Annotated in this window: 12 protein-coding genes; 10 read left to right on the forward strand and 2 right to left on the reverse strand. The window is 55.3% G+C overall.

The features are described from left to right. Positions 1-87 precede the first annotated feature (87 nt). The 10 genes from glmS to cobO all read left to right on the forward strand — a co-directional run bounded on the left by glmS (position 88) and on the right by cobO (position 11,178). Positions 88-537, forward strand: a complete 450-nt coding sequence (gene glmS / locus LDK53_RS09860) for a methylaspartate mutase subunit S (RefSeq protein ID WP_225286360.1) — start codon at positions 88-90, stop codon at positions 535-537. Further along, entirely contained in the window at positions 537-1,925 is a 1,389-nt protein-coding gene (gene glmL, locus LDK53_RS09865) for a methylaspartate mutase accessory protein GlmL (protein WP_045284685.1), read from the forward strand. Before glmS ends, glmL begins: the two co-directional genes overlap by 1 nt. Before the next feature lie 18 nt (positions 1,926-1,943). Further along, a complete protein-coding gene (locus tag LDK53_RS09870; RefSeq protein ID WP_025755948.1) occupies positions 1,944-3,389 on the forward strand; it encodes a methylaspartate mutase subunit E in 1,446 nt (481 codons plus the stop codon). Further along, positions 3,389-4,630 (forward strand): methylaspartate ammonia-lyase, encoded by a 1,242-nt coding sequence (locus LDK53_RS09875; protein ID WP_225286383.1) that lies wholly within the window; start codon positions 3,389-3,391, stop codon positions 4,628-4,630. The genes LDK53_RS09870 and LDK53_RS09875 overlap by 1 nt, the downstream gene beginning before the upstream one ends. 3 nt (positions 4,631-4,633) lie before the next feature. Further along, complete coding sequence (locus tag LDK53_RS09880; RefSeq protein WP_047959786.1) at positions 4,634-6,004, forward strand: acyclic terpene utilization AtuA family protein; 1,371 nt, start codon at positions 4,634-4,636, stop codon at positions 6,002-6,004. Next, the gene (locus LDK53_RS09885; RefSeq protein WP_025755951.1) at positions 6,001-6,318 is read left to right on the forward strand and encodes a DUF4387 domain-containing protein; all 318 of its coding nucleotides are present in this window, start codon (positions 6,001-6,003) and stop codon (positions 6,316-6,318) included. Before LDK53_RS09880 ends, LDK53_RS09885 begins: the two co-directional genes overlap by 4 nt. A 165-nt stretch (positions 6,319-6,483) precedes the next feature. Then, complete coding sequence (locus LDK53_RS09890) at positions 6,484-7,776, forward strand: dicarboxylate/amino acid:cation symporter (protein ID WP_225286386.1); 1,293 nt, start codon at positions 6,484-6,486, stop codon at positions 7,774-7,776. A 53-nt stretch (positions 7,777-7,829) separates the two neighbouring features. Next, a complete protein-coding gene (gene glsA / locus LDK53_RS09895) occupies positions 7,830-8,831 on the forward strand; it encodes a glutaminase A (RefSeq protein WP_225286398.1) in 1,002 nt (333 codons plus the stop codon). 82 nt (positions 8,832-8,913) lie between these two features. Further along, positions 8,914-10,566, forward strand: a complete 1,653-nt coding sequence (locus LDK53_RS09900) for a class I fumarate hydratase (RefSeq protein WP_225286411.1) — start codon at positions 8,914-8,916, stop codon at positions 10,564-10,566. A 9-nt stretch (positions 10,567-10,575) separates the two neighbouring features. Next, positions 10,576-11,178, forward strand: a complete 603-nt coding sequence (cobO, locus tag LDK53_RS09905) for a cob(I)yrinic acid a,c-diamide adenosyltransferase (RefSeq protein ID WP_059385495.1) — start codon at positions 10,576-10,578, stop codon at positions 11,176-11,178. Between the two features lie 44 nt (positions 11,179-11,222). Here the strand turns inward: cobO and LDK53_RS09910 are convergent, their stop codons facing one another. Then, a complete protein-coding gene (locus LDK53_RS09910) occupies positions 11,223-12,131 on the reverse strand; it encodes a LysR substrate-binding domain-containing protein (protein ID WP_025755956.1) in 909 nt (302 codons plus the stop codon). A gap of 229 nt (positions 12,132-12,360) precedes the next feature. After that, positions 12,361-12,683, reverse strand: a 323-nt coding sequence (locus LDK53_RS09915) for a hypothetical protein (protein WP_225286413.1), incomplete at its 5' end; no start/stop codon positions are given.

The following is a 12,683-nucleotide window of genomic DNA, read 5'->3' on the forward strand; positions in this document are numbered from 1 at the left end:
ACTTCAACACCATTAGCAGACCCTGTGTACATTATTCATTTTTAATACCCATTGTATTTTCACAAGCAGCCCTACAGAGGATTACCCATGAAGAAATCAACACTTGTCATTGGCGTCATTGGTGCTGACTGCCATGCGGTAGGCAATAAAGTTCTGGACCGCGTTTTTACTTCTCATGATTTTCACGTTATCAATCTTGGTGTCATGGTAAGCCAGGATGAATATATTGATGCGGCCATCGAAACAGGTGCTGATGCTATTGTCGTTTCATCCATCTACGGCCATGGCGACATCGACTGCCAGGGGCTGCGTGAGCGCTGCATCGAACGCGGTATCGGCGACATTCTGCTTTTTGTTGGCGGTAATCTGGTCGTGGGTAAGCACGATTTTGCCGATGTCGAAGCCAAATTCAAAGAGATGGGTTTCAACCGCGTGTTCGCCCCGAGCCACGACCTGGAAGACGTCTGTCAGCTGATGGCGAATGATATCCAGCAGCGTCAGCGCGTTGAAGAGCTCTGTCTTGAAGAGGGCTTCTGATGCAAATCGTCTCAGTCGACATTGGCTCGACGTGGACCAAAGCCGCACTCTTCACGCCGGAGGGTGATGCGCTTACGTTGGTCAACCACGTGCTGACCCCAACGACAACCCACCATCTGGCGGAGGGCTTCTTTACCAGCCTGAACCAGGTGCTTAACGTTGCCGATGCGCGACCGTTGCTGAACAGCGGGGACGTTACGCTGAAATACTCTTCGTCGGCAAAAGGCGGCCTCGCCGTTGCCGCAATGGGGCTGGTGCCGTCGATAACCCTGGAGTCGGCCAAAGTCACCGCCCATTCAGCGGGCGCCAAAATCGCTCAGTACTACTCCTACAAACTGAACCGCCACGATATCCAGGCGCTGGAGGACTCCCCGCCGGACATCCTGCTGTTCACAGGCGGTACGGACGGCGGAGAAGAGAGCTACGGTCTTGCCAATGCCCGCGCGCTGGCAGCGTCCTCGCTGGATTGCGCCATTATTTACGCCGGAAATCGCGATATTCAGGACGACGTGCAGGCCATTCTTGGCCATAAAGATTTGATCACCGTCGACAATGTGTTGCCTGACCTCGATCACCCGAATCCTTATGCCGCCCGCAAGGCCATCTGCGATGTGTTTCTTTCCCGCATCGTGAAGGGGAAAGGACTTGACGTTATCGTCGGGGAAACCGGCGAAGAGCCGATGCCCACACCGTGGACCGTCTACGAGCTGGTGAAAGCGATCAGTGAGGTCGACAGCGCGTGGAAAGAATTCATGCTGATCGACATGGGCGGTGCCACCACCGACGTCTATTCCGCCAGCGCCAACACGCTCTCGCCGGATACCGTTCTGCACGGCGTGCCTGAGCCATTTGTGAAACGCACCGTAGAGGGAGACCTCGGCATGCGCGTCTCGGCGGTCGTGGTCGGTGAAAGTACGCAGGAACTGGTGAACGCGGTGTTCGCCCATCAGCCTCAACGCAAGGACGCGTTTTATGGCTATCTGCGTCATCTGGTCGCACATCCGGATTATCTGCCTGTCACCGAAGAAGAAAAACATTTCGACACGCTACTGGCCGGGCTGTGCGTGGGGTACGCCAGCGAACGCCATGCCGGCACCAAAAAACAGGTCTGTACCTGCGTCGGCAACGTCGATTTGCAGGTGGGGCGCGATCTCACCACCGTGCGCAAAGTGGTGGGCTCCGGGGGATGGCTCTCCCGCGCCAGCCAGTTCGATGTGCACCGCTGGCTGAAGTACCGCGAGCTGGACGACAGCAGCAGACGCGTTCTTTTACCCGGGCAGTTTGATTATTACCGCGATGCAAAAGGTCTGCTTCCTCTGCTGGCGAATGTCGCCAGGCTGGACCCGCAGGCGGCGGCTCGCACCAGTATTCATTGTTTAACCCTATAAAACCTAAGGCAGCAACGAATGGAACTTCGAAATAAAAAGCTAACCCATGACGAATTCATGACTGAGCGGCAACAGGTCTTACAAACCTGGCATACCGGCAAGGACGTTGAGAACTTCGAAGATGGCGTGAAGTACCAGCAAACCATTCCTGAGCAAAAACGCTTTTCTCACGCACTACTGAAGGCCGACCAGGAAGGTAAAACCCTGAGCCAGCCGCGCGCAGGCGTAGCGCTCATGGATGAACATATCGCCCTGCTGAAAACGCTGCAGGAAGAGTGTGATTTGCTGCCCAGCACCATCGATGCCTATACCCGTCTGAATCGCTATGAAGAGGCCGCGGTAGGGATCCAAAAATCCATCGAAGCGGGTACCTCCAAACTCAACGGCTTACCGGTCGTCAACCACGGCGTCGCCGCGTGCCGACGCATGACCGAAGCGCTGGAGAAACCGATTCAGGTACGTCACGGCACGCCGGATGCGCGCCTGCTGGCAGAGATCGCTATGGCCAGCGGCTTTACCAGCTATGAAGGCGGCGGTATCTCTTACAACATTCCGTACGCTAAGCGCGTCACCCTGGAAAAATCCATTCGTGACTGGCAGTACTGCGACCGCCTGATGGGTCTTTATGAAGAGAACGGCATTCGTATCAACCGTGAACCGTTTGGCCCGCTGACCGGCACCCTTATCCCGCCGTTTGTCTCCCACTCGGTGGCGATTATCGAAGGTCTGCTGGCGCTGGAACAGGGCGTGAAGTCAATCACCGTTGGCTACGGCCAGGTGGGTAGCCTGACGCAGGATATTGCTGCTATTCAGGCTCTGCGTGAACTGTCCCACGAATATTTCCATAACCACGGTTTTGACGATTACGAGCTGAGCACCGTCTTCCACCAGTGGATGGGGGGGTTCCCGGAAGATGAGTCGAAAGCGTTTGCCATTATCTCCTGGGGCGCAGCGGTGGCCGGGATGTCCGGAGCGACCAAAGTGATCACCAAGAGCCCGCACGAAGCATTCGGTATACCCACCGCCGCCGCCAACGCCCAGGGACTGAAAGCCTCGCGTCAGATGCTCAACATGGTGAGCGATCAGAAATTCCCGCCGTGTGCCGCCGTCGAGCAGGAAGTCGAGCTGATTAAGAGTGAAGTCCGCGCCGTGCTGAAGAAAGTCTTCGAGCTGGGCAACGGCGATGTCGCGCGCGGTACGGTGCTGGCGTTTGAAGCTGGCGTGCTGGACGTGCCGTTTGCCCCCGCCTCCTGCAACGCGGGCAAAATTCTGCCGGTTCGTGATAACGCCGGTGCCATTCGCGTGCTGGAAGCCGGCGCGGTTCCGCTGCCGAAAGATATCCTCGACCTGCATCACGATTACGTCGCCGAGCGCGCGCGTTTTGAAGGACGTAAACCCTCATTCCAGATGGTTGTTGATGACATCAACGCGGTATCCCACAGTAAATTAATAGGAAGACCATAATGAAAATTAAACAGGCCCTTTTCACCGCAGGCTACTCCTCATTCTATTTTGACGATCAGCAGGCAATTAAAAACGGTGCCGGGCATGACGGATTTATCTATACCGGCAACCCGGTCACGCCTGGGTTTACGTCAGTTCGTCAGGCGGGTGAATGCGTCTCCGTACAGTTGATTCTGGAAAACGGCGCGGTGGCGGTGGGTGATTGTGCAGCAGTGCAATATTCAGGTGCAGGCGGTCGCGATCCGCTGTTCCTGGCTGAACACTTCATTCCGTTCCTTAACGATCACATCAAGCCGCTGCTCGAAGGCCGCGACGTTGACCGCTTCCTGACGAACGCCCGATTCTTTGACGAACTGCGTATCGACGGCCATCTGCTGCATACCGCCGTACGTTATGGCCTGTCGCAGGCGCTGCTCGACGTGACGGCACTGGCGACCGGTCGTCTGAAAACGGAAGTCGTTTGTGATGAATGGCAACTGCCATGTGTCCCTGAAGCCATTCCGTTATTCGGACAGAGCGGCGACGACCGCTATATCGCCGTCGACAAGATGATCCTCAAAGGCGTTGACGTTCTGCCGCATGCGCTTATCAACAACGTGGAAGAGAAACTGGGCCTGAAGGGGGAAAAACTGCGTGAGTATGTGCGCTGGTTATCCGACCGCATCTTAAGCCTGCGCACCAGCCCGCACTATCGCCCGACGCTGCACATCGACGTGTACGGCACTATCGGTTTGATTTTCGATATGGACCCGGTACGTTGCGCCGCCTATATCGCCAGCCTCGAAAAAGAGGCCCAGGGCCTGCCGCTCTATATTGAGGGACCGGTGGATGCGGGTAATAAACCCGATCAAATCCGCCTGCTGACCGCCATCACCCACGAGCTGATGCGTCTGGGCTCTGGCGTGAAAATCGTTGCCGATGAGTGGTGTAACACCTATCAGGACATTGTGGACTTCACCGATGCGGGCAGCTGCCACATGGTGCAGATCAAAACCCCGGATCTGGGCGGTATTCACAACATCGTTGATGCGGTGCTGTACTGCAACAAACATGGCATGGAAGCCTATCAGGGCGGTACCTGTAACGAAACGGAAATCAGCGCCCGCACCTGCGTGCACGTGGCTCTGGCCGCTCGCCCGATGCGCATGTTGATCAAACCGGGCATGGGGTTCGATGAAGGTCTTAACATCGTGTTTAACGAAATGCACCGCACCATCGCATTGTTGCACACTAAGGATTAAATGATGGCACGTACATTTAAGATCTTATCGCCAACGGCAATCCTGGGCTATGGCTTCCCGGAAGAGAGTTTTCGTAAGGCCATGGAAGCCTCGCCGGATCTTATTGCTGTTGACGCGGGCTCATCCGACCCGGGTCCCCACTACCTGGGGGCAGGTAAGCCTTTCACCGACCGGGCGGGGGTAAAACGCGATCTGCGCTATATGATTGTGGCTGGCGTTAAGCACAACATCCCGGTGGTGATCGGCACCGCCGGAGGGTCCGGTGCCGCGCCCCATCTGGAGTGGTGTCGGCAGATAATCCTTGAGATTGCTCAGGAAGAGAAGCTCTCATTCTCGATGGCGCTGATCCCATCGGATGTCGATAAAGCCACGGTGCATCAGGCGCTGGATAACGGGAAAATCACAGCCCTGGATTTCGTCCCGGAACTGACCCACGAGGCCATTGAAGAGAGCACCTATATCGTGGCGCAGATGGGCATTGAGCCTTTCCAGCGGGCGCTGGCGGCCGGGGCACAGGTGGTGCTTGGCGGGCGGGCGTACGATCCGGCCTGCTTTGCCGCACTGCCCATTATGCAGGGCTTCGATGAAGGTCTGGCGCTGCACTGCGGTAAGATCCTTGAGTGCGCGGCGATTGCCGCTACGCCAGGGTCCGGCTCCGACTGCGCGATGGGCATCATTGACGAGCACGGCTTTACGCTGAAAACCTTTAATCCGAAGCGTAAATTCACCGAAACGTCGGCCGCGGCGCACACCCTGTATGAGAAATCCGACCCGTACTTCCTGCCGGGGCCGGGCGGCGTGCTGAACCTGAAAGGCTGCAGCTTCAAAGCGGTCAATGAGGGCGAAGTGTACGTCAGCGGTTCCCGCCACGAAGAAACGCCGTATGCGCTGAAGCTGGAAGGCGCTCGCCGGGTCGGCTTCCGCTGTCTGACCATTGCCGGTACGCGCGACCCAATCATGATTGCCGGGATCGATAACATCCTCGAAGAAGTGCAGGTCAGCGTGAAGCGCAACCTCTCGCTGAATGACGACAGTATCCGCATGACGTTTCACCTGTACGGAAAGAATGGCGTGATGGGCAACCATGAGCCGGTGCAGTCTGCCGGGCACGAGCTGGGTATTTTGCTGGATGTGGTGGCTCCCACCCAGGATATCGCTAACAGCGTCTGTTCGCTGGTGCGCTCTACCCTGCTGCATTACGGCTATGAAAACCGGATCGCCACAGCGGGCAACCTCGCGTTCCCGTTCTCCCCTTCCGACATTCAGAGCGGCCCGGTGTATGAGTTCTCAATCTATCACCTGATCGAAGCGAGCGACGCGCTGCGATTTGATTTCCACCTCGAGCAGGTCACGCCAGAAGGGGTTCAGTTATGAAACAGAGTATTCGCTCACTGGCGCAGGTCATTCGCTCAAAAAACGCCGGACCGTATGAGCTGGTTCTGGATATTTTATTTAAAACGCATGAAGACTATCAGCGGGTAAAAGCCTCGAAGCAATTAACGCCACAGCTTATCGCCCGTTTATATAACGTGAAGCCTGACTTTATACATCGCATTGTCTGGTTTGACCCGGCCAATGCGGTCAAAATCGTCATGCCTCGCGATATTATCTCCGGCAACATTGGTGATAATGATGTTTATGGTGCCCAGCAGCATGCACCGTTATTAAGCATTGAGTTTGATCTGTAACACTACAAATACAACAACGTCCATTGGGATATAGATATTTGCTGTATCACTGTATTCCAGATAATTCATGCGGTTGGTCACAACAAACGTGCGTCTGAGCGATTCGTCAGGGCTCAGGCGCACGCGACCCTACACCTTAACCAACCTTTATCCGATGGAGTAAACATGAAAAAAATAAGCTTAACAAAAATGATCATATTAGGTTTGATACTCGGCATGATAGCCGGGGTGGTCATTAATAATATGGCATCAGCAGATACAGCAAAATCGTACGCACAGGATATTTCTATTTTCACCACGATATTCTTACGCATGGTGAAAATGATTATCGCCCCGCTGGTTATTTCAACCCTGGTGGTCGGCATAGCCAAAATGGGTGATGCGAAAACACTCGGCCGTATATTCTCCAAAACCTTTTTCCTCTTTATTTGTGCTTCGCTGCTGTCGATCGCGCTGGGGCTGGTTATCGTCAATATCTTCCAGCCTGGCGCCGGCATTAACTTTGTCGCTCATGACGCCGGGGCCGTTGCGGCCGTTCAGTCCGAACCGTTTACGCTGAAAGTGTTTATCTCTCACGCGGTACCGACCAGCATCGTTGATGCCATGGCCCGTAACGAGATTCTGCAAATCGTGGTGTTCTCCATTTTCCTGGGCTGCAGCCTGGCGGCCATTGGCGAGAAAGCCGAGCCCATCATTAAGGTGCTCGACTCTCTGGTCCATGTGATGCTCAAGCTGACGGGCTACGTCATGCTGTTTGCACCGCTGACCGTGTTTGCCGCGATCTCCGGGCTGATTGCCGAACGCGGTCTGGGTGTGATGGTCAGCGCCGGTATTTTCATGGGCGAGTTCTACATGACGCTCGGCCTGCTGTGGGCGATTCTGATTGGCCTGTCCACCATGATTGTCGGTCCGTGCATCAGTCGTCTGACAAAAGCGATCCTCGAACCTGCGCTGCTGGCCTTTACGACGTCAAGTTCAGAAGCGGCTTTCCCAGGCACGCTGAACAAACTGGAAAAATTCGGCGTTTCCTCCAGGATTGCCAGCTTTGTCCTGCCGATCGGCTACTCCTTTAACCTCGTCGGCTCAATGGCCTACTGCTCGTTTGCTACCGTGTTTATCGCCCAGGCGTGCAACATCGAACTGAGCGTTGGGGAGCAGATCACCATGCTGCTGATCCTGATGCTGACCTCGAAAGGGATGGCGGGCGTGCCGCGTGCATCAATGGTGGTTATTGCCGCCACGCTCAACCAGTTCAACATTCCGGAAGCGGGCCTGATTCTGCTGATGGGCGTCGATCCGTTCCTCGACATGGGCCGTTCCGCCACCAACGTGATGAGTAACGCGATGGGTGCCGCTATCGTCGGTCGCTGGGAAGGCGAGCACTTCGGCGTCGGCTGCCGCGGCAAGGTTCCAGCCAAAGAAAGTACCACTTCAGATACAGAAATCGCCATGTATTGATTACAAAGGCCAACGGTCGTTGGCCTGTCGTTTTTCGATTTACAGGATAGCCCATGAAGATAAACATTTTCGGCGTCAGCCTCTTATCGGTCAGCCTGTTTTTTAGCGCCGCCACGCTGGCGCAACCCGCGCCGGATTACGCGCAGCTGCTGGAGCAGGCTCATCAAAAATTTAAAAATAATTTTGAGGGAAAAGTCGCCGACTACATTCCCGCCCTGGCGACCTATAGCCCCAACAATTTCGCCATCACCCTCGCCACCGTTGACGGCAACCTTTATCAGGCTGGCGATGTGAAAAAAGCATTTCCCATGGAGTCGCTGAGCAAAGTTTTCACCCTGGCGCTGGCGATGGAGCAGCGTGGCCCACAGGAGGTCCTGGATAAACTCGGCGCCAGTGCGACCGGTCTGCCCTTCAACTCCGGCCTGGCGGTTGAGCTGACCAAAGGGGCGCCGGAAAACCCGCTGGTCAATGCAGGGGCGATGAGCACGGTAAGCCTGATTGAGGCGAAAGATAAGTCCGACCGCTGGAACAAAATTCTCGATAACCTCAACGCGTGGGCGGATGCCTCGCTGACCGTCAACGAGCCGGTGTTCAAATCAGAAATGGAGACCAATCAGCATAACCAGGCGCTGGCGATGCTGATGGCGTCCTATAACAGCTTTTATGGCGATACCCGGGATGCCGTCGAAATCTATACCCGCCAGTGTTCTGTAGACATCACCGTTGAGCAGCTCGCCAAAATGGGCGCGGTGCTGGCGAACAGGGGCAAATCGCCTTTCAACGGTAAGCAGTTGCTGAATGAACGCTACGTGCCGCAGGTTCTGGCGGAAATGGCGATTGCCGGGCTGTACGACGGCAGCGGCAAATGGCTGTACACCGTTGGGATCCCGGCGAAGAGCGGCGTCGGCGGCGGCATGGTTGCCATCGTGCCCGGGCAATACGCCATCGCGGTCTATTCGCCACCGCTGGATGCCGCCGGGAATAGCGTCCGCGCCCAGCAGACGATTGCGTATGTCGCTGAGGCGACGCAGGCCAGTCTCTTTTTAGCCCATTGATCCCAACCGGCTGTGATTCTGTAAGCCGGGCGCGGCAGTTGCGCCAGTGCCCGGTAAAAACAACCACAAAGTGAGAAGTACTATGTCTAAACCATTTGTCTGGCAGGACCTGTTTGTTCAGAGTGAAGATACGACGGAATATGAACTCCTCAGCGCGCAACACGTTACGGTGACGGAGCTGGAGGGCGAGGAGGTCATTAAAGTGGCGCCTGAGGCATTGACCCTGCTGGCCCAGCAGGCATTTTATGAAGCCTCATTTTTCCTCCGCGCCGGACATTTAAAGCAGATAGCCAGCATCCTGCACGACCCGCAGGCCAGCAGTAACGATAAGTATGTCGCCCTGCAGCTGCTGCGCAACGCCGAAGTATCGGCAAAAGGCGTACTGCCAAACTGTCAGGATACCGGCACGGCCACCATTGTGGCGAGCAAAGGCCAGCACGTCTGGACCGGTGGTGACGATGCCGAAGCGCTGAGCAGAGGGATTTACGCCACCTTTAGCGAGTGTAACCTGCGCTATTCGCAAAACGCACCGCTGGACATGTATACCGAGGTTAATACCCAGACCAACCTGCCGGCGCAGATAGACATCAGCGCCACACCGGGGAGCGAATACCGCTTCCTGTTTGTCAATAAAGGCGGCGGTTCTGCTAACAAAGCCGCGCTGTTCCAGGAAACGAAATCCATTTTGCAACCGGAGAAACTCACCGCGTTCCTGATCGAGAAGATGAAGTCGCTCGGTACTGCAGCCTGTCCTCCGTATCACATTGCCTTTGTGGTCGGCGGCCTCTCTGCCGACCAGGCGCTGAAGGTCGCGAAGCTGGCTTCAACAAAATATTATGACAATCTGCCCACCAGCGGGAACGAGCTGGGTCAGGCGTTCCGCGACACGGCGCTGGAAACCACGCTGCTCAACGCCAGCCGCGAATTCGGCATCGGCGCCCAGTTTGGCGGCAAGTACTTCGCCCACGATATTCGCGTCATCCGCCTGCCGCGACACGGCGGTTCCTGCCCTGTCGCCATGGCACTGTCCTGCTCCGCAGACCGAAATATCAAAGCGAAAATCAACAAGCAGGGTATCTGGCTGGAGAAGCTGGAACATAACCCAGGGAAATACATCCCGGACGCCTGCCGTGAGGAAAACGACGCCCGGACCGTACAGATCAACCTGAACCGCCCGCTGCGCGAGATCCTGCGCGATATGTCCACCCTGCCGATCGGCACCCGGTTGTCGTTAAGCGGCCCGATCGTGGTCGCCCGCGATATTGCTCACGCCAAAATCAAAGCGCGGCTGGATAACGGCGAACCGATGCCGGAGTATATGAAAAACCATATCGTCTATTACGCTGGCCCGGCGAAAACACCGGAGAATCAGGCCTGCGGTTCCCTCGGTCCGACCACCGGCGGGCGCATGGATGGCTACGTCGATGCTTTCCAGGCCGCGGGTGGAAGCCTGATCATGCTTTCCAAAGGCAACCGCAGCCAACAAGTCACCGATGCCTGCCATAAGCACGGCGGCTTCAACCTCGGCAGTATCGGCGGTGCGGCGGCTCTGCTGGCGCAGCAGTATGTGAAAAGCCTGCGCTGCCTTGAGTATCCCGAACTGGGCATGGAGGCGGTGTGGATGATGGAGGTCGAAAATCTGCCCGCGTTTATGCTGGTTGACGACAAAGGGAACAATTTCTTCAGCCAGTTTGAGCAGCAGCATCGCTGCGCATCCTGCCCTGCCGGACATTAAGGAGCCATTATGGAAGCGCGAGCTAACGCAGACAGACACCGCCAACGGCAGCAAAAGCGTAAAGAGCAGGTTGACAGCCGCGTAGCGGCGGCAACGGAGAAGAGAGGCATTCTGATCGTCTTCACCGGCAACGGAAAAGGAAAGTCCACCGCCGCCTTCGGCACGGCGACGCGTGCCGTCGGGCACGGTAAAACCGTTGGCGTCGCGCAGTTTATTAAAGGTCAGTGGGATAATGGCGAATACAACACCCTGCATCCGCTCGGCGTCGAATTTCACATTATGGGCACCGGTTTTACGTGGGAAACACAAAACCGGGAAACGGATATTCAGGCCGCAACGGCGGTGTGGCAGGAGAGCAAACGCATGCTGGCTGACCCACGTTATGACCTGGTGGTTCTGGATGAGCTCACCTATATGCTGGCTTATCACTATCTGGACAGTCAGGAGGTGATCGCGGCGGTGGAGAACCGTCCGGTACAGCAGACCGTGATTGTCACCGGACGCGGCTGTCACTCGCAATTACTGGCGCTTGCCGACACGGTCAGCGAAATGCGCCCGGTTAAACACGCATTTGACAGCGGTATCCAGGCGCAGGAGGGCATCGACTGGTAAGCGTGTCTGCACCGGATGGCGCGTTGCACTGCCGCCATCCGGCATTATGACTCAACCGGGGATACCACTGATTTTTGCAACAGCCACTCGCGGAAGACTTGTAACGGCTGTGCCTGAGACTTTTCCTCCCGCCATGTCATGATAAAGCGGTTGCCGGTGCGGATAGGCACATCACAGGGGATTACCATCTCGCCGCAGTCCAGGTCATGCTGGATGGCGAAGCGGGGAAGCAGCGCAACCCCAAGATTCGATCGTACTGCGGCAATCAGCATCGAGAGAAGGTCAAAACGCGGGCCCAGATTCACGTCCGGACTGGTAATACCGGAGAGCGCAAACCACTCCTGCCAGCCATTGATGCGAGTGCTTTGATGTAACAGCGGGAACTCCCTTAGCAACTCCTCAACCCCCAGTTTCTGCTCCGCATGAGGAAGCAAGCTGCGGCTGCAGACCGGCAGGATCTCCTCTTCAAATAAATAATCGACTTCCGACCACGGAGAACAAAAATCTGCGCGCATAATAGCCGCATCATATTCACGATTCAAAAAATCGCCGATATTGGCCAGCGAGTGAATATTAACAATAATATCAGGATTTAATTTATTAAACTCCCATAAATTGGGGATCAGCCAATGCGTACTGAAGGTGGGATTGACCGCCAGCTCCACTACCTGAACAGCAGGCTGCCAATTCATTATCATATTGGTATCGCGTTCCAGCTTATTCAGCGTCTCTTTGACGATATTCAGATAATGCTTTCCTGCCGCATTCAGAAAAATCCGTTTTTTGGCATGGTTAAATAATGAGGTGTGTAAAAACTCCTCCAGGGCCGTCACCTGTCTGAACACTGCACTCTGCGTTAACGCCAGCTCTTCTGCGGCGCGGGTATAGCTTTCGTGACGTGCCACAACTTCGAACGTCACCAGCAACTCGCTCTTGGGGATTTTTCCTCTCATCATGTCTTCCATTCATGGTGGGTAACAGTATTTTTTTGAAGCGAATAAATCCTGCTTCAGAAGGATACCGCCATTATATTTTAGTTAGGCTTTGTCGGCAGTGATCCATACCATGATTTAATCAGTTTTGCGGCTCAGGCCAAACTACTTGCAGAAAATGAAATGAAACATGAAAGATTATTAAGAACCTGTTCACTTTTGTGTCTCGGGTAATGGAGGCAGCGGTTTATTATACGAAAAAACGTATGGCCATTAAAATCAGGAATAACCAGGGAGTGGATGTTAAAAAATATAAAACAACACGTTGAGCTATAAATAGAGCAGGGTTTTGTGTGTCCTGCTGATAACGCTTTTCGCTCCCTGACTGCGCCAGCGTGACGGGAGCCAGAACGCCGTTCCTGAGCCTCATCAGCATGCATGCTGAAACCGACAGAAAACAAAAAACCCAGGTCGCATAACGACCTGGGTTTCGAATTTGGCGGAAGCGTAGAGATTCGAACTCTAGAACCCTTTCGGGTCGCCGGTTTTCAAGACCGGTGCCTTCAACCGCTC

Origin of the sequence: Enterobacter sp. K16B, assembly GCF_020216105.1 — a bacterium.
GTDB lineage: Bacteria > Pseudomonadota > Gammaproteobacteria > Enterobacterales > Enterobacteriaceae > Enterobacter > Enterobacter sichuanensis.